General features: G+C 68.9%; 18 protein-coding genes and 5 pseudogenes. 12 read left to right on the top strand and 11 right to left on the bottom strand.

The features are described 5' to 3' along the window. Nucleotides 1–163: 163 nt before the first annotated feature. Nucleotides 164–1,119: pseudogene (locus tag ACZ5K7_RS33280) on the top strand (IS5 family transposase). Continuing rightward, a complete protein-coding gene (locus ACZ5K7_RS33275) occupies nucleotides 1,116–1,409 on the top strand; it encodes a PH domain-containing protein (RefSeq protein WP_468919185.1) in 294 nt (97 codons plus the stop codon). The pseudogene ACZ5K7_RS33280 and the gene ACZ5K7_RS33275 overlap by 4 nt, the downstream one beginning before the upstream one ends. A gap of 191 nt (nucleotides 1,410–1,600) precedes the next feature. Here the strand turns inward: ACZ5K7_RS33275 and ACZ5K7_RS33270 are convergent, their stop codons facing one another. Beyond that, nucleotides 1,601–1,897, bottom strand: coding sequence for a transposase (locus ACZ5K7_RS33270; RefSeq protein ID WP_468919182.1), 297 nt, complete (start codon nucleotides 1,895–1,897; stop codon nucleotides 1,601–1,603). Nucleotides 1,898–2,180: 283 nt separating this feature from the next. On the opposite strand from ACZ5K7_RS33270, the gene ACZ5K7_RS33265 reads away from it, so the two are divergent. The 3 genes and pseudogenes from ACZ5K7_RS33265 (at nucleotide 2,181) to ACZ5K7_RS33255 (ending at nucleotide 4,151) form a co-directional block, all read left to right on the top strand. After that, the gene (locus tag ACZ5K7_RS33265; RefSeq protein ID WP_468919179.1) at nucleotides 2,181–2,897 is read left to right on the top strand and encodes a dienelactone hydrolase family protein; all 717 of its coding nucleotides are present in this window, start codon (nucleotides 2,181–2,183) and stop codon (nucleotides 2,895–2,897) included. Between the two features lie 159 nt (nucleotides 2,898–3,056). Beyond that, nucleotides 3,057–3,494 (top strand): annotated as a pseudogene (locus ACZ5K7_RS33260) (transposase); the annotation flags it as partial. Between the two features lie 144 nt (nucleotides 3,495–3,638). Then, nucleotides 3,639–4,151: a P-loop nucleotide/nucleoside kinase family protein gene (locus tag ACZ5K7_RS33255; protein WP_468919177.1), complete on the top strand. Its 513-nt coding sequence runs from the start codon at nucleotides 3,639–3,641 to the stop codon at nucleotides 4,149–4,151. Nucleotides 4,152–4,326: 175 nt separating this feature from the next. Here ACZ5K7_RS33255 and ACZ5K7_RS33250 read toward each other — a convergent pair whose 3' ends face one another. From ACZ5K7_RS33250 to ACZ5K7_RS33235, 4 genes are all read right to left on the bottom strand, one after another. Further along, the gene (locus ACZ5K7_RS33250) at nucleotides 4,327–4,686 is read right to left on the bottom strand and encodes a hypothetical protein (RefSeq protein WP_468919174.1); all 360 of its coding nucleotides are present in this window, start codon (nucleotides 4,684–4,686) and stop codon (nucleotides 4,327–4,329) included. Further along, nucleotides 4,683–5,030, bottom strand: coding sequence for an alcohol dehydrogenase catalytic domain-containing protein (locus ACZ5K7_RS33245; protein ID WP_468919171.1), 348 nt, complete (start codon nucleotides 5,028–5,030; stop codon nucleotides 4,683–4,685). The genes ACZ5K7_RS33250 and ACZ5K7_RS33245 overlap by 4 nt, the downstream gene beginning before the upstream one ends. Then, a complete protein-coding gene (locus tag ACZ5K7_RS33240; RefSeq protein ID WP_468919168.1) occupies nucleotides 5,027–5,905 on the bottom strand; it encodes an NAD(P)-dependent oxidoreductase in 879 nt (292 codons plus the stop codon). The genes ACZ5K7_RS33245 and ACZ5K7_RS33240 overlap by 4 nt, the downstream gene beginning before the upstream one ends. Before the next feature lie 66 nt (nucleotides 5,906–5,971). Further along, nucleotides 5,972–6,895: an SDR family NAD(P)-dependent oxidoreductase gene (locus tag ACZ5K7_RS33235; RefSeq protein WP_468919165.1), complete on the bottom strand. Its 924-nt coding sequence runs from the start codon at nucleotides 6,893–6,895 to the stop codon at nucleotides 5,972–5,974. A 132-nt stretch (nucleotides 6,896–7,027) separates the two neighbouring features. On the opposite strand from ACZ5K7_RS33235, the gene ACZ5K7_RS33230 reads away from it, so the two are divergent. From ACZ5K7_RS33230 to ACZ5K7_RS33220, 3 genes are all read left to right on the top strand, one after another. Then, on the top strand, nucleotides 7,028–7,918 hold the full coding sequence (locus ACZ5K7_RS33230; protein ID WP_468919163.1) for a helix-turn-helix transcriptional regulator: 891 nt from the start codon (nucleotides 7,028–7,030) through the stop codon (nucleotides 7,916–7,918). Between the two features lie 246 nt (nucleotides 7,919–8,164). Beyond that, a complete protein-coding gene (locus tag ACZ5K7_RS33225) occupies nucleotides 8,165–8,773 on the top strand; it encodes a hypothetical protein (RefSeq protein ID WP_468919160.1) in 609 nt (202 codons plus the stop codon). Nucleotides 8,774–9,069: 296 nt separating this feature from the next. After that, a complete protein-coding gene (locus tag ACZ5K7_RS33220; protein ID WP_468919157.1) occupies nucleotides 9,070–9,306 on the top strand; it encodes a hypothetical protein in 237 nt (78 codons plus the stop codon). Nucleotides 9,307–9,425: 119 nt separating this feature from the next. Here ACZ5K7_RS33220 and ACZ5K7_RS33215 read toward each other — a convergent pair whose 3' ends face one another. Then, nucleotides 9,426–9,704: a relaxase domain-containing protein gene (locus ACZ5K7_RS33215; protein ID WP_468919289.1), complete on the bottom strand. Its 279-nt coding sequence runs from the start codon at nucleotides 9,702–9,704 to the stop codon at nucleotides 9,426–9,428. 144 nt (nucleotides 9,705–9,848) lie between these two features. Then, the gene (locus ACZ5K7_RS33210; protein ID WP_468919155.1) at nucleotides 9,849–10,967 is read right to left on the bottom strand and encodes an FAD-dependent oxidoreductase; all 1,119 of its coding nucleotides are present in this window, start codon (nucleotides 10,965–10,967) and stop codon (nucleotides 9,849–9,851) included. A gap of 53 nt (nucleotides 10,968–11,020) precedes the next feature. Between ACZ5K7_RS33210 and ACZ5K7_RS33205 the strand changes: the two genes are divergently transcribed. From ACZ5K7_RS33205 to ACZ5K7_RS33195, 3 genes and pseudogenes are all read left to right on the top strand, one after another. After that, nucleotides 11,021–11,713: a TetR/AcrR family transcriptional regulator gene (locus ACZ5K7_RS33205; RefSeq protein WP_468919152.1), complete on the top strand. Its 693-nt coding sequence runs from the start codon at nucleotides 11,021–11,023 to the stop codon at nucleotides 11,711–11,713. Between the two features lie 94 nt (nucleotides 11,714–11,807). Continuing rightward, nucleotides 11,808–12,077, top strand: a pseudogene (locus ACZ5K7_RS33200) (arsenite S-adenosylmethyltransferase); the annotation flags it as partial. Between the two features lie 179 nt (nucleotides 12,078–12,256). Continuing rightward, on the top strand, nucleotides 12,257–13,126 hold the full coding sequence (locus ACZ5K7_RS33195; protein ID WP_468919286.1) for an endonuclease/exonuclease/phosphatase family protein: 870 nt from the start codon (nucleotides 12,257–12,259) through the stop codon (nucleotides 13,124–13,126). Between the two features lie 98 nt (nucleotides 13,127–13,224). On the opposite strand, the pseudogene ACZ5K7_RS33190 reads toward ACZ5K7_RS33195, so the two are convergent. The 4 genes and pseudogenes from ACZ5K7_RS33190 to ACZ5K7_RS33175 form a co-directional block, all read right to left on the bottom strand. Further along, a pseudogene (locus tag ACZ5K7_RS33190) lies at nucleotides 13,225–13,572 on the bottom strand (transposase); the annotation flags it as partial. 188 nt (nucleotides 13,573–13,760) lie between these two features. Continuing rightward, the gene (locus tag ACZ5K7_RS33185) at nucleotides 13,761–14,114 is read right to left on the bottom strand and encodes a DUF7878 domain-containing protein (RefSeq protein WP_468919149.1); all 354 of its coding nucleotides are present in this window, start codon (nucleotides 14,112–14,114) and stop codon (nucleotides 13,761–13,763) included. Between the two features lie 231 nt (nucleotides 14,115–14,345). Next, on the bottom strand, nucleotides 14,346–15,041 hold the full coding sequence (locus ACZ5K7_RS33180; RefSeq protein ID WP_468919146.1) for an alpha/beta fold hydrolase: 696 nt from the start codon (nucleotides 15,039–15,041) through the stop codon (nucleotides 14,346–14,348). A 161-nt stretch (nucleotides 15,042–15,202) separates the two neighbouring features. Beyond that, nucleotides 15,203–15,327: pseudogene (locus tag ACZ5K7_RS33175) on the bottom strand (telomere-protecting terminal protein Tpg); the annotation flags it as partial. A 167-nt stretch (nucleotides 15,328–15,494) separates the two neighbouring features. Here ACZ5K7_RS33175 and ACZ5K7_RS33170 point away from each other — a divergent pair. Then, nucleotides 15,495–15,653, top strand: coding sequence for a hypothetical protein (locus tag ACZ5K7_RS33170; protein WP_468919143.1), 159 nt, complete (start codon nucleotides 15,495–15,497; stop codon nucleotides 15,651–15,653). Nucleotides 15,654–15,665: the final 12 nt, after the last annotated feature.

Genomic DNA, 15,665 nt, shown 5'->3' with positions numbered 1-15,665 from the left:
GCCCTTCCGGGGAACAGGCCCGCGAGCCAGTATTCAACAGCGACCTGGGTACCGAAGGGTGAGCCGCCCGGCAGCGAACCCTCGTGTCGTGGCCGGACTGGCTGGCCCAGGCACTGTCCGGCGGATCAAGCGACTGTCGGACTGCTGACTCGTTGTTCCCGGCATGGGGCGGGGCGATCTGACGAAAGCCGAGTGGGGCCGGTTGGAGCCGCACTTGCCGGCGTCGGGGCAGCGTGGAGGCCGGTGGAGCGATCACCGCAGGTTGATCAACGGGCTCTTGTTCCGGGTGCGAACGGGCATACCGTGGCGGGACCTTCCGGAGCGTTTCGGCAGCTGGAAAACCGTCTACGAGCGGCACCGGCGTCGGTCGGCGGACGGCACGTGGGACCGGATTCTGCGCGCCGTCCAGGCGGACGCCGACCGCACTGGCCGGATCGACTGGAGCATGGTCAGCGTCGATTCAACGTCCTGCCGCGCTCATCAGCACGCGGCCGGGGCTCGCAAGAAAAGGCCACGCATCCCGAAAAAGGAGAACGCCCCGGCACCACCGCCCCGGCGAAGGACTCGGACGGTCCCGGGGCGGTCTGACCTGCAAGATCCACCTCGCCGGCGAGGGGGGATGCCGGCCCATGGCCTTCCTGATCACGCCCGGCCAGTGGGGGCGACGCGCCGCAGATGATTGAGGTCCTCGAGCGCATCGCCGTTCCCCGACCGCAGGGCGGACGACCGCGCACCAGGCCGGACCAACTCGGCGGCGACAAGGCATACAGCTCACGCCGCAACCGCCACTACCTGCGAAGACGCCAGATCAAGCACACCATCCCCGAACCGAAGGACCAGCGGGCCCACCGCACAAGACGCGAAAGCAAGGGCGGCCGGCCCGCCGGCTTCGACAGCGAGACCTACAAACGCCGCAACGAGGTCGAGCGGACCATCAACCGCCTCAAGAACTCACGGGCCGTTGCCACCCGCTACGACAAGAGGGCCTACATCTTCCACGGCACCGTCACCGTGGCCACAATCCGGCTCTGGCTCCACCCGTGTGATGTGCCCTGCACCTGTTACGCACAGAACTCCTCAGCCGTAGCGGCGTCGTCCCATACAGTTCCGAAGGTATGACGGCACTCGCATCCTTCACCTTCGTGCGCCACATCGATGGGCTCCGCTACCACTTCGAACGCGACGGCGAGCACCACGGCCGCCCCGCGTACCGCCGAGCGGACGGGAAGGTGTGGTGTGTCTGGTCGCCGACCGACGGCTGGCACTGCGAGATCGCTGACGGCCTCGTGACCGCCCATCCCCTCAACAGCCATGCTGACGAGCCCGAACCCCCGGTCACCGTCTGGCGCAGCTTCAAAAACGATCGCTCCTACCTCTACGACCTCCGGCCGCTCGCCTCCGAAGCGTGATCCGCCGGACAGTGCCTAGGCGACCTCGTCGCCACCTGCACCTCACCGCTCTCGGCAACAGCGCCTTCGGCACCCGGTACAGGTTCGACCGCCGAAGATGCGGCCGCCGCCATCCGGCAGACCACCGAAGGCGGCAAAAGCACAGCGGTTATTCCTCGCCCTTGCCGTACCGATCCTGCTGGCTGATTCGGTCATGCGGCGAGGGAGAGGCCGAGGCGGGCAAGGTGGCTGACGCGGGGGCGGTCGAGCGGGTGGCCGTTCCACCAGGCATCGAGGCGAATGAGGTTGAGCGCAACGGCGGAGAAGACATGATCCAGGTGGGTCTTCTGGAGGTCGAGGTATCGGGCACGTCTCATCCCGGTGACCGCGACGGCCTGGTGGATGTTTCCCTCGACGCCCGCGCAGGCTCCGTACTTGGCTCGCCACTGCTCGTCGGCCTGCTGGAGGCGGGCATGGTCAAGGACTTCTTGCGGCTCGCGGGGTTGCACGAGCCCAGCCTCGGCGGCTACCGCGGCTCCGTACGATGCAGGGCTCAACTGTGCTGTTGGGAAGGCCCGTTCTCAGCCTCGCCTCGGCATCCAGGACGGGTGTCGCGCATTCTCATCCGATGCAATTGGCGTCGGTACCGAGATACGCGCCAAAGGGGCAACGGGATGATCTTGAAGCCCTGAGCGCCGGGCCCGTCCCGTATTTCAGAGGGACGCCTACGCTGCTCTGCCAGCGGCAGAACACCGGCCGGACCGGGCTCGACGATCACTACAGTCCAGTCTCATGACGACGATTACGACGCGTACGGTCGAGTACCCGGCCGACGGATTGACGATGGTCGGGCACCTCGCGCTCCCGGCCGGTGTCGACCGGCGGCCCGCGGTGCTGCTCGGACCAGAGGGCATGGGGCTCAGCGACGTCGAGCGCCGCCGGGCCGATGCTCTCGCCGAGCTGGGATATGTAGCGCTGGCCTTCGACCTTCACGGCGGGCGCTATTTGGGTGACCCCGAGGAGATGCTGGCCCGTTGCATGCCACTGCTCGCTGACCCCGACCGGATGCGGCGCATCGGCCAGGCGGCACTCGACGAGTTGCGCACCGAGCCCCGGACCGACCCCGACCGGATCGCCGCCATCGGCTACGGCACCGGGGGCGCCATCGCGCTGGAACTCGGGCGAGGCGGCGTCAACCTGCGCGCGATCGGGACAGTCAACGCAACTACCACGGGCCGACCGGGCGAGGCAGCGCGCATCCGCTGCCCGGTGTGGGCCGGGGTCGGATCGGAAGACCCGATCATGCCGCCCGCGCAACGAAACGCGTTCACCGCTGAGATGCAGGCCGCGGGCGTCGACTGGCGCCTCGTGGTCTATGGCGGAGCCTTGCACGCCTTCCACCACCCGCCGGTCGACCACCCCGTGGTCCCCGGCGTCGGCTACCACCCACAGCACGCGCAGCGAGCCTGGCGCGACGTCGTCGACCTGCTCGCCGAGTGCCTGCCGTGACGGAGGACCTGGGGGCATGGCCCAGGCAAACATGCTGGCGCCAGGACTGGTCAGCGTCGCGCACTGACAGTCTCCTCCCCTCAAGCCCTCACAGCAGAACCGCATTCGGGCAGACGCTCGATTGCGGAGACGTATGCACAACTGCCGCAGTAAATACCGGATTTACTGCGACGGAGCCCTGGCCGTGATCGTCGCGAGCTGCGGCGGACCGTTCCGGCTTCCAGCATGGTCACCCCGGCCGACATGACCGATCGCGACGCCGCGAAGGAAGTGCTGTTCCTGCTGCGGCTGATGCACCCCGAGATCACCATCGTCTGGGCCGACTCCGGCTATGCCGGACAGCTCGTGACTTGGGCGAAGAAGCACCTGAACCTGACGCTCAAGACCATCAGCCGTCCGAAGGACGCTGTCGGGTTCGTCATCCTGCCCCGCCGCTGGGTGGTCGAGCGGAGCCTGGCCTGGATCATGCACGCCCGCCGTCATGCCCGGGACTACGAACGACTCGTCCAGCACTCGGAATCTTTGATCACCTTGGCTGCGATCCCGCTGGCGACCAGGCGCATCACCCGCCGGTCCTCCCGCTGGAGCACACAGCCCGCCTCCCGCATGGCCAGCCGGGACTGATCGTTCTCAAGTTCACCGTCGGCGACTCCACCTGGACCGGCCCGCATACCGGGCCGGCACCGACTCTCCCACGGCACCACCTGCTTCGTCTCCTTCCGGCTCCGGCAGGATGAGTACATGCTCATCGCGATCGGTGGACTGCCCGGCACCGGCAAGACCACCCTGGCCCGGCTGATGGCCGCGCGCACCGGCGCGGTCCACCTGCGCATCGACACCATCGAACAGGCCATCGTCCGCTCCGGCCTGGCACAGCACCCCGTCGGACCGGCCGGCTACGTCATCGGATACGCCCTGGCCGAGGAACATCTCCGGCAAGGACTGACCGTGATCGCGGAATCCGTGAACCCCCTGACGGTCACCCGCGACAGCTGGCAGAGCGTGGGGACCCAGGCGGCCGTCCCCGTCGTCGAAGTGGAAGTCATCTGCTCAGACCCGGTCGAGCACCGCGAGCGCGTGACCACACGATCGATCGACATCCCCGACCTGCCCCTGCCCGACTGGCAGCAGGTCCTCAACCGCGACTACGAGCCGTGGAGCCGGGAACACCTCGTCATCGACACAGCCGGACAAGACCCGCAACACTCACTTGCCCTGCTCCTTCACCATCTTGATCACTCTGGTGGACGCTAACCGGAGTCACCGAAGGCTAACGAACCGCGCCATGTCATGACCGGCTCAGGACAGGCACTGAACGGTGACCGACCTGATGGCCCACAGACTCACTGGCGAAGCCGCTTCGAACTGGCGCAACACCTGGCCCGGCGACCAAACCCACCAGCCGCCGGGCCGAACGCTCAGTCAACGCTCAATGGATTCTCTGCGGATGTTCGGAGCGCTCCTGGACCATCGGACACGTCGCGGGTGCGGCGTCGATGATCCAGATGTTGCGCTGTCGGTCGGCCAGGAATGCCGAGAGTGCGAGGGCGAGTGCTCCCGCTGCGACGATGAGAGCGACCAGGAGTGCGCCGTCGACGCCGTGGGTGTCTGCGAGGCTGCCGGAGATGGCCTGTCCGGCGGCTGTGCCAAGGGGGCCGCCGGCGCACAGGATGGTCATGGCGACTGCGGCCCGTTCGGCGGGGGCGAGGCGTTCGGTCAGCGCGTACAGGCTGATCACGTAGGGGGCGACGGTGAAGCTCGCGACCGCGACCGCTGCGGGGACGGTCACCAGTTGTGCGAACGGTACGCCCGTCCAGGCCTCCGAGGGTGACCATGGCCAGCCCCGGCGGTGTGCGAACCGGCGGATCGTCGTCGTGAAGCGGTTCGGTACGGCCGGCGCGGACCGTCACCGAAGGCGACGATCCGGCCGACCATCTTGTGCCCCAGGATGAGAGGCAGAGCGGCGCCGTCCGCGACATGTACGTCGGTGCCGCACAGGGTTGCCGAGGTCATGCGGACCAGCAGCGCGTCCCGCTCGATGACCGCCGGGGTCTCCACGTCGAGCAGTTCCAGCGGCCGGCCGGGGGCGATCAGAGCAGCGGCGCGGCTGGTCGCCGGGAACGCGCCGCTCACGCGGCGTCCCCCTCGCGCCCCGCCGCCCGCCGGGCGCGGGCGACCATGCGAGCCGTGCCGACCAGGCCGGCGGCGCCGGCCAGACCGCGTCGGAGCACCGCGGAGGGGTCGCCTCCTCCGCCGGCGCGTACGGCGTCGGCGAAGTGGTGCATGTCCTTCTCCATGAGCAGGTGCACGTGCTCGGCGAGCTCCGGGGTGACATCCCGGCCCAGGGAGCGCAGCGCGGCGCTGCCGCCACTGCTGGCGTTGATCACGTCGATCAGCGCCGGGAGGTCCAGGCCGACCTGCGCCGCCAGACCCAGGACGTCCTCGGCGTTCTTCATGTTGGTGATGGTCAGCGCGTTGTTGAACAGCTTGGCGAACTGACCTGCGCCGACCGGTCCCATCAGCGTGACGGTGTCGCTGAACGTGTCGAACACCGGGCGGGCCGTCTCGAACGCGTCCTCGGATCCCCCGGCGAAGGTCGTGAGGGTGCGGGCACGGGCGCCGGGGCTGCCGCCACTGACGGGTGCGTCGAGGTAGACACCTCCGGACCGTGCCACGTGCTCGCCGAGCCGGACCGCCTCGGCGGGGTCACCCGTGCCATGGTTGACGATGATGGTCCCGGGGGCGATCGCGGCCAGCAGCCCCTGCCCGTCCAGCACGTCCCAGATGTCCGCGTCGTCGCGTAGACACAGCCCGATCAGCTCGGCGGACGCCCCCAGCTCCGCCACGGTGCCGTGCACGGTGTGCGGGACGCTCTCCACCGCCGAGAGCGATGCCGGGCGCCGTGCCCACACGTGCAGCGCGAAGCCGCGCTCGCCGATGGCTACCGCCATGGGGCCGCCCTGGTCACCGAGACCGATGAAACCGACCCTGCGTATCGTCGTCGTCATTGCGATGTTCTTTCGTTGATCCTGATGCTTCGGGTGGAAAACGGCAGACCGGCGCCCTTGGGCCGTTCAGCGGACGATGTCGCTTGCCAGCTCCCACAGGCGCTCGGCGTTCTCCGGGTCCAGCGCGTAGGGGGCCACGCCGGGAACGCCCAGTCCGGTGGGCCGGGCCTGGACGAGCGGCGCCTCGTTGACGTCCTCGAAGTAACGGCCCCCGACCCCCTCGACCAGCGGGGAAGCGGCGAGGAACACGGTGGTCGCGGCGCCCTGCTCGACCGTCTTGCGGTAGGGCTCGGGGGTGCGCAGCCCTCCGGTGTGGCGCTGGAGGTTGGTGGCGATGGCACCGGGGTGCAGGGCGTTGGCCGTGATTCCGTCGCCGGACCAGCGGCGCTGCGCCTCGACGGCGAGGAGGACCCCGGCGGTCTTGGACTGCCCGTACGCGGCGAGCGCGTCGTACGGGCGGAATCGGAAGTCGATGTCGCCGAAGACCACGGGCGAGTAGAGATGGCCCGCGGAGGACACGGAGACCAGGCGCGCCCCGTCGACGTCGGCGAGAGCGCGGTGCAGCCCCAGGGCCAGGGCGAAGTGCCCCAGGTAGTTGGTGGCGAACTGCTGCTCATGACCGGCGCTGCCCCGCTCGAGCTCCGGCGGCATCATGATGCCGGCGTTGTTGATCAGGATGTGCAGCGGGCCCTGCCAGGCGGTGGTGAACGCCCGCACCGAGTCCAGGTCGGCCACGTCCAGGCGGCCGACGTGGATCGCGTCGTTCCCGGTGGCCTTGCGCAGGTCGGCCGCGACCTGCTCGCCCGCTTCCGGGCGGCGGACGGCGAGAGTGACCTCGGCGCCGCGGGCCGCCAGGGCGCGGGCAGTCTCGACGCCGATGCCGGAGTTGGCCCCCGTGACGATCGCTCGCCTGCCGGACAGGTCGACGCCCTCGGCCACCTCCGAGGCGGTGCTGGCGCGGTCGTACGGAGTGGTGAAGACATTGGACATATGGAGCATTCCTTCGGTCGTTCGTATGGCGCTGCCAGACTGCGCCGAGCGCGGTGGGGCGCACCAGGACCGGTCGGGACTGGGACTGGCAGGGCCACCCACAAGGGCGGAACACGTCCGTACGCTGGCAACATGACACCCGCCGGAGACACGAACGCACTGGGCCAGTACCTGCGCGCCCGCAGGGAACTGGTCCAGCCCGATGACGCCCGGGACACGGGCAACCGGCGTGTCCCGGGCCTGCGCCGCGAGGAGGTCGCCTTCCTCGCCGGGATCAGTTCCGACTACTACAACCGCCTGGAGCAGGGCCGCGACAGGAACCCCTCGGAGCAGGTCCTGCGCAGCATCGCCCGCGCCCTGCGACTGGACGAGGAGGCGACGGCCTACCTGCTGGAGATCGCCACCCGCAGGAGCCCGCGCCGCAGAAGGTCCCGCAAGCCGGAGAAGGTCAGCGACGGCCTCCGCACGCTCATCGACTCCTGGCCGCTGACCCCGGCGTACGTCCACGGCATGTACATGGACGTCCTGGCCGCCAACAGCCTCGCCATCGCCCTCTCACCGTTCAACGCGCCGGGACGCAACGGCATCCTGGCCGCGTTCCTGGAACCGGAGATGCGCGAACTCCACCAGGACTGGGAGGACATGACCGCCCGGGTCGTCCCCTACCTGCGCTCGGTCGTCGGCGCCGACATCGAGGACCCGCGCCTTGTCGAGATCGTCGGCGAACTCTCCCTGCGCAGCGAACGCTTCCGCACCCTCTGGGCCCGGCAGGACGTCAAGCACAAGACCAGCGGCATCACCCTGCTCCGTCACCCCCAGGTCGGCCCACTGGAACTGCACTACGAAAAACTGCTGGTCCCGGGCACCGACGGGCAAACCTTGATCACCTACCACGCGCAGCCGGGCAGCGCCTCCGAAGAACGCCTGCGCCTGCTCGCCAGCATGAACGCCCCCGCCCAAGCCGACGACACCCGGATCGCAAGCGACCACACCCAAGCCCCCGGACATCCCACGTCCCGGTAGACCCGCCCCCGTCACCGTTTTCGTGGCTGCGCAACGGAGCCTCCGGCCTTCGGGTCCGGCATGACCTCCCCCCTGTTGTCCATGATCCGCGGGGCGTGACGCCACCGGGCCCGCAGCCATCGACGGACCGCTGATAAGGGGCTGGAACACCGGTTTCACCCGAGCTGGAACGGCACTCCATAGCGTGGACGCGGCACCTCGGTGCCCTGGCAAGGCCGGACGAAAGCGTGACGGAGGAGGCTTCACGTGATCGGCACCGGCGCCGTTGGCGTCCCCCCGGCTCGGACGCCGGCAAGAGTGAACACCACGCCATCACCGTCACCCGGCCGGGAAGAAAGCCTTCGACAACGCCTGCGCGACACCGAGCCCAAGCTCCGCGAACTGCTCACCAAGCCGCAGGCCACACACGAAACGGTGCTGATCGTGGCCGATCCGCCGGCCTCAACCGCGACACCGCCGCCGGCAGCCGCCACGGACACGGACTGCCCAGTCGCCCACCCGACGGGCATCCGCATCGAGGAACTCAGCGACCTCTCCCACCACGGTCTGGTCCCATACCGGCCGCCCACCCCCGATCAGCTGATCCCGCTGCCGCGGATTGCGCCGTCCAAGACGGACACCGAGCGGCTCCTGGCCGTCAGTCCCGAACTCGCCGACGTGCCCTCGACAAGCATCCGCAGGGTCCATGACGGGTACGGGAGAGTACCCCTCGTTCTCCCCTACGACCCGCATGAGCACACGGGCCGAGTACCACCCACCGACTCGATCGACCAGTTCGACACCAACGCTGGGATACAACCAGCCGAAGACGCCGACGGGGCCCTGTCCCGCAGTTCTTCCGGTTCGGCCCGATGAAGGGCCGTTTCCATGGCCGATCCACCGGAGCGATGGGGCCAAAGACACCCTTGCTCGGCTGTGAACGCGGTGAATGGGAATGCCGGCCACCGATAGCCACATTCACCGTGGCTCCTGGCCACGTGACCTGGGCCTCCTTCGAACGACCCCGCCGCTGGACACGTCACTATTCGGGGTTCGGCCCGTCCCGGTTCGACCGCCTTCAATACGCTGACGCCGTGAAGGTCCTGAGTGCAGCAGTGGGTTCTGACGAGAAGTGAGTACGACCCATCGGCTCATCACGGGAGGAAGAATTCGTGTTTGACCACGTCATAGGGTTAAGCCCAGAGGAGGCCGCGCGGTTGGCGGCGCTGGTCGAGGAGTCCCGACCGGTCCTTGAGCGCGACGGAATGGAGGCTGTCCAGAACCTTCTGGCAGAACGCGGCATGAGTGTCGTCCAGGCGATCGCCATCACCCGGGCACTACTTGGGAATGCGGAGACACCGCTTCAAGTCGCCATCGACATCGTGACCACGAGCAGGGCTCGGCAATAAGCTCAGAGAACACGGCCTCGATGGACGGCTCCGACGGCTGACCAGCCGAAGGTCACGTCCTTGACGTTCCCTCGACTGGCCTGCCTGCCTGCCGCCGAGGGGCCGCTTCCCTCGGTCGCTCACCAGGACCAGCTGCTGCGACTTCGTCCGGTGCGTGGCTCGGATGCCGGTCCCAGCCTCCCGCACGCCTCAGCCACGACGACTTCGTCGGAGAGCACGGAAGCGGCGACGGCCGACTCCAGCAGGGTCACGGAGTGCGCCGCGCGCCAGACACCGTCCGGGCGCAGGACCCGAAGGCACAGAAGCAGGTGATCGTGCAGCAGCGGCATACCCGACCTCGCCTCGTGGTGGCGGAAGCACGCGGCGGCCAGGCCGTCCGCGGGACGGGTGCGGTGGATGCCCTGAGACGAAGGGGGTCGGGCCAGTACTCGAACGCATTTGCTGCGTGTGGTGAGCTGTGTCCGGTTCGTACGGTCGGGGGCGTGGAGCTGACGTTCTCCTCCAGCGAGAGCTGGGAGTGCCGGTGCTTTCGTACCTGGCGGTCAGGATGGCTCAACCTGGTCGAAGACGGCGAGGGCTTCGGCGGGGTCCGGACTCACGAGGCGTTCCAGACCGGCCGTCGTGATCTTCGCCCACCTGCCCGCCCGTGCCCACATCTGTTCCTCGAAGGCGCGGACGGCCTCGTCCAGATCTCCCTGACCGGTGGCGATGGACTCGGCGAGCTCGGCGCCTTCCAGCATCGCGAGGTTCGCGCCCGCCCCCAACGGGGGCATCAGATGGGCGGCGTCGCCCAGTAGCGTCACCCCGAAGACGTGGGTCCAGGTGTGGGACACGGGCAGAGCGTAGAAGGGGCGGTGGACGAAAGCGGTGCCGTTACGGAGGAGGTCGAGGACGGGAGCGGCCCAGCCGTCGAACAGAGCCAACAGGCTCGATCGCACGGCCTCGACGTCGGCCAGGTCCAGGTTCGTGTGCCAGTCCAGCGGCGCGCGGAATTTGGTGTACACCTTCACGTGGCCGCCGCTGTTGCGCTGTGCGACAAGGCTTCGGTTCACGCCGTACACAGCGATGGAACCGTCACCGATCAACCGGGCGAGGTCAGGGTGGCGGGTGTCGATGTCGTCGAGGGAGGTCTCGATCGAGGTGACGCCGGTGTAGTGCGGCGTCACAGACGACACTGCCGGGCGGACCCGGGACCAGGCGCCGTCCGCGCCGACCACGAGGTCGAACATCTCCTGGCGCCCGTCCGCGAAATGGACCTGTACGCCATCCCGGGTCCCCGGCACCACCTTTGTCACGCCCCGGCCCCACTGGACGTCGAGAGGGCCGAGCAACAGGTCACGGAGTTGCCCGCGGTCGATCTCGGGATTGGCCCGGTCATCTGGACGGGGTCGCCAGTCGCGCAGGACGGTCCCGTCCGTGTCCAGGATGCGCATGGCCTGCCCCTCGGGTCGAGACAGCGCCTGGAACTCCGCCAGCAGCCCCGCCTTGTCCAGCGCGAGTTGCCCCAGCCCCTCTTGCAGGTCCAGCGTGCCGCCCGGGGGGCGGACGTCGGGGGCGGGATCGCGTTCGAGGACGGTGACGGGGTGATCATGGCGGTGCAGGACGCGGGCGAAGGTAAGGCCGGCAGGGCCGCTCCCGACCACTGCGATGCGTTGTCTCATGCCAATACACTGTATTTCCTCGTTACGGCGCATCGCAAGGGTACGCTGGGATCATGACCGTGTGGGACCGGCCGGAGCCGCCTACTCAACCCGTGCCGCTCGACCGGGAGCGGATCGTCGCCGCTGCCATCGCGCTGGCCGACGAGGGCGGGTTGGAGGCGGTGTCCGTGCGCAAGGTCGCCGCCCGCCTGGATGCCGGCCCGATGCGGCTGTACAGATACGTCTCCACCAAGGAGGAGCTGTTCGACCTCATGGTGGACGAGGTCCACGCCGAGATCCGCCCCGAGGAGCAGCCCGGTGACTGGCGGGAGGCGTTGCGCGTCCTCGCCCACCGCACCAGGCAGGCCGCTCTCCGTCACGAATGGCTGGCCGACCTGCTCGGCGGCCGCCCCACCCTGGGTCCGAACGGCCTCGCCGTGACCGAGGCCAAGCTGGCCGCCCTCGACGGACTCGCCGACATCGACACCGTCATGCGCGCCGTGGAGACCGTCAGCGCCTACTTCATCGGCGCGATCAGGCGTGAGATCGCGAACCTGCGGGCCGAGCGCGCCACGGGCCTGTCCAAGCGCGACTGGCAGCGCGCCTCCGGACCGCATGTGACGAGAATGCTGGCCACCGGCCGCTTCCCGGCGCTGGCCAAGGCCGTGTACGACGGCACGGACGTGGACGCCGAGGCATCCTTCGCGACCGGCCTGGACTGGGTCCTCGACGCCGTGGCCGCCAAACTCACCCGGCCCCCGGCGTGACACTCAGACTCTTGCCGAATGTGAGCGAGGCCGGGGTCGGTGTCCAGGGTCCGCGCCGGCTCGCGCCGCCACACTTCAGAACGCCGGTGCTGCCATGAGGACGCCGGGAGAGTCCGGCTCTGAGAGCGGCACCGCCTGCTGCGGCCCTGAGGCCATCGAGATCCACGACAACTTCGGATCCGCCCTCTTCGCGGCCGGCGAGCGCGACACCGTGCCCGCCGAGGCGGTCGCCGCCTCGCTGGGCTGCGGCCATCCCACCGCCGTCGCCGACCTGCGCGAAGGCGAGCGCGTCCTGGACCTCGGCTCCGGCGGCGGCACAGGTGTCCTGCTCACCGCCCGCCGCATCGGCCCCACCGGCAATGCGTAGGGCCTCGACACCCACGGGAAACCATGGTGCAGCAGAAGGTGACAGTGCCCCGATGGACGCGACGGCAAGCTGGGCCGCGAGCTGCGGGCCAGAGCACGAAGCGGGGTCCACGGTGCCGGCCGGCCTGGAGACGGGGACGGGTGCCCGCCGTGCTCGCGGTGCTGACGGCCGGGCTCATGGCCTTCCACCGGGCGGTTCCCAACTTTGCGGGCCACCTGGGCAGTCTGCTGGAAGCGTTCCTTCCGTGGCTCGGTCTGGTGGTCGTGGTACTGCTCGTCCTGGCACTGCTGCGCCGCTCAGCTATCGCGCTGGTGGCGCTGCTGCTGCCGGTGGCCGCCTGGACGTACCTCTTCGGCGCGATGCTCCTGCCCGGGGCGGAGCCTGGCCCGCACGATCTGGTCGTGGTGCAGCACAACGTCAGCGACGAGAACGCCGACCCGGCGGGCACGGCCCGCGCCCTGGCCGGCGCCGCGCCCGATCTCATCGCGCTGGAGGAGCTGGTGCCCCCGGCGCTGGCGGTGTACGCGCAGACCCTCGCCCCGGACTACCCGTACCACGCCGTCCGGGGCACCGTCGGACTCTGGTCGAAGCACCCGCTGACCGGTGCCCGGCCGGTGGACATCAAACCCCAGGGGATCGCGGAGATCTGGAGTCGCGGGCTGCGGACCGTGGTCCACACAACGCACGGCAATGTCGCGGCGTACGTCGCGCACCTGCCCTCGGTCCGCGTCCGGGCGAGCGGCCTTGCCTCCTCCCAGCGGGACGAGAGCGCCGGCCTGCTGGGCAAGGCCATCGCCGCCGAGAACCTGAAAACGGTCCTCCTGCTCGGCGACCTCAACGGCACCGTCGACGACCGTGGGCTGACCCCGCTGACCTCACGGATGAACACAGCGCAGCGAGGATTCGCCTTCAGCTTCCCCGCCACCTTCCCCACCGCCCGCATCGACCAGGTCATGGCCCGCTCTGCAACCGTCCACCAGATCCGCACCTTGCCGCCCACCGGCAGCGACCACCTGCCGGTCACCGCCCGGATCACATTGGGCTGAAAAGACGATCCCGATGACAACAACCCCGCCTGAGGGATGTCCTTCTCTTGATCCTTGAGTTTGTCCGAGCGCGGCCCTCCTCCGCGTCGGCCACTCGGCTATCCGGTGCGAGTGACGTTGTGCAGGCGGGCGACGCCGAGCATGGCGTGAGGGACTCCGTCGCCTCTCAGGTGGCAGTCGCGGGATCTTCCAGCTCTTCATCCGGGCGGAAGTGTGCTCGACTCGGGCGCGGACCTTGCGGTGGGAGGTGTTGTGTTCCTCCTTCCATGCGGGGAGTTCGGCCTGGCCCCGTTCGCGTTGGTCCCGCTCGCGGCGGTGCGGGATGACCAGGCCGGTGACTCAGTAGCCGCCATCGGCGATATCACCGTCGTGTTGCCGACGGCGGCCTTCGCGCCGGACAGCTCACATGCCTTGCAGCCGCTGCGGTTTCCGGGCAAGGACCGGCCGCGCCGGACGGCGGCCGCTTCCTCACGGCGTTGAGCGGTCACGAACTTGCGGAAGCAGCGCGGACTCGGCCCGGTGAACGGGCCTGTCCGAGACATCTGTGACGCCATGATCACACCAGCCACACCGTGATCATCGCACTCGGGCCGGCTGGACCGGATCTCTGTCAAGGTTCCGGACCGGATCTCATTCAAGGTTCCGGGATGAAGGCGGGGTCGATGCCCATCGCGGTCACGCCCTCGCGCACGGCGCGGTCGAAGTTCTTGATCTCTGACACGAGGACATCCCAGCTGACGGGCGTGGTCCAGAAGGCCGGCATGAGGATGGAGCCGATCTGCCAGCCCTGACCGGAGTTCACGATGCGTATCGCCCCCTCCTCCGCCTGCATCGAGTCGAGCTCGAAGTCCTCATGCCCAGCATCAGGACTCTGGAGCCAGAGCGCCAGGTGGTACGCCAGCTCGGCGACGGGGAACTGTTCTGCGGACCACACCGCCCGTCCCTGTTCCCAGATGGACAGCTCAGCCTCGATATCGAGGAGCAGCACCGCCAGGGGTGCCTCCTGCGGGGTGAGACCCCGCCGTGGCAGATCCGACAGTCCAAAGTTTCGACAGGCCAACCTCATTGCCCCGCCTCCACAGGATCTGGGGCCCAACACACGTCCCGGCCGCCCAAATGTGAACAACCGTACCAAGATGCTTCAGGCACCCCGCCCTGCGCCCCATCGGTGGGACAACCCGTAGGTGACGACTGATGCAATTCAGCTCACCCGTGCAGGTCAGGGTTCTTCCCCCGGCCGAAGGAACGCCAGAACGGCCCTCGTGAACTCCACCGGCTCGGATTTGTGGATCAAGTGCCCGGCCGGAATGGTGACGACCCGCCCGTCAGGAACACGACGGGCCAACTCGACGATGCCCTCCTGGGGCACGTGACTGCGTGGCCCGCCGGCCACGACAAGGGTCTTGGCGGTGATCCTGCCGAGGCGTTCCAGCCATCGCGCATCCGGCGTGTCGACCTGCCGCCTGACGGCCAGCACCATTTCCCAGTCGAACGTCAGCTCCCCGTCCGGCCTGCTCGGAGTGGTCGGGTCCCGAGGGCGTGGGATCGAAACGTCCTCCAGGACGAGCCGGTTCACACGCTGCGGATAATCCTCAGCAAGCAGGTAGGCAACGATCCCTCCCATCGAGTGCCCCACCAGATCCACCCGGTCAAGTGCCAGTGCATCCAGAAAACCGAGCACGTCGTCCCGCATGAGCTGCAGCGAGTACTCCCCCGGCCAGTCACTGCGGCCGTGACCGCGAAGATCGAGAGCATGGACACGCCAACTGCGTGCGAAGGCAGGTGTCACGATGTCCCAGTCCGTGGCATCCTCGCCCAGCGCATGCAACATGACGAGCGGCGGAGCGTCCAGCGGTCCCGACACCTGATAGGCCAGCCGGACGCCTCCAACGTCAACCGCGTGATGATCAGCCATGCCGGGAAAATACCGGGGCGCCCACGCCGCAGAGACACCGTTCACCAACAGCCGAACCGACCACTGCCGGCATCGACGACGACAACCCCGCCCCCGCTTTCGCGACAACTACCGGGCACCGGCTGACGCAACCTGCCCCGGACCTTCCAGGCGACGGTGGGTCAGAGGTCCAACTCCAGGTGCTCGATGTCGGCGAGGCGGACCTCCTTCAACCGGCCGGCCCGGCGTCCGCTGTCCTGGAGGTACACCCCCACACCTCCTTGAGCGCTTCGGCCGCGATCCGCTGTCCCGGCGGCCGTAGCCCTTGCCCGGAACGAACGTGTCCAACGTGATCAACCGCCAGCCGCCTACGGTGCTTACCGCAGCCCGCTCACCTGCCGCCCCCTGGTACGCAGCCTCGGGCTGCCTGCGGCCGCTGCCGAGCACCTCACGGAACGCGCGGCGGTCGTCGTGGTGCCCCGTTGGGTAAAAGACCGCCGCCCCGCGTCGGCCTGCGTAGGCGGACACGAGCTCGCCGCCCCGCGTGTACGCCTCGCGGGAACCGTCGTCGGCAACGTCATCGGTGATGAGCACCGCGTCGAGGTCGTCCAGGTACTGGAGTTCGTCCAGTAGAAGACGGAGTGC

Source organism: Streptomyces sp. NPDC031497 (genome assembly GCF_055580905.1).
The sequence above is the reverse complement of the archived record's forward strand: the minus strand, read 5'-3'. Positions and strand labels throughout refer to the sequence as shown.

Bases quoted from the DNA above. Each gene is read 5' to 3' on its own strand.
- ACZ5K7_RS33210 (WP_468919155.1), bottom strand. From the start codon at position 10,967: ATGAGACAACGCATCGCAGTGGTCGGGAGCGGCCCTGCCGGCCTTACC.
- ACZ5K7_RS33235 (WP_468919165.1), bottom strand. From the start codon at position 6,895: ATGTCCAATGTCTTCACCACTCCGTACGACCGCGCCAGCACCGCCTCG.
- ACZ5K7_RS33205 (WP_468919152.1), top strand. From the start codon at position 11,021: ATGACCGTGTGGGACCGGCCGGAGCCGCCTACTCAACCCGTGCCGCTC.
- ACZ5K7_RS33180 (WP_468919146.1), bottom strand. From the start codon at position 15,041: ATGGCTGATCATCACGCGGTTGACGTTGGAGGCGTCCGGCTGGCCTAT.
- ACZ5K7_RS33195 (WP_468919286.1), top strand. From the start codon at position 12,257: ATGGCCTTCCACCGGGCGGTTCCCAACTTTGCGGGCCACCTGGGCAGT.
- ACZ5K7_RS33275 (WP_468919185.1), top strand. From the start codon at position 1,116: ATGACGGCACTCGCATCCTTCACCTTCGTGCGCCACATCGATGGGCTC.
- ACZ5K7_RS33230 (WP_468919163.1), top strand. From the start codon at position 7,028: ATGACACCCGCCGGAGACACGAACGCACTGGGCCAGTACCTGCGCGCC.
- ACZ5K7_RS33240 (WP_468919168.1), bottom strand. From the start codon at position 5,905: ATGACGACGACGATACGCAGGGTCGGTTTCATCGGTCTCGGTGACCAG.
- ACZ5K7_RS33265 (WP_468919179.1), top strand. From the start codon at position 2,181: ATGACGACGATTACGACGCGTACGGTCGAGTACCCGGCCGACGGATTG.
- ACZ5K7_RS33255 (WP_468919177.1), top strand. From the start codon at position 3,639: ATGCTCATCGCGATCGGTGGACTGCCCGGCACCGGCAAGACCACCCTG.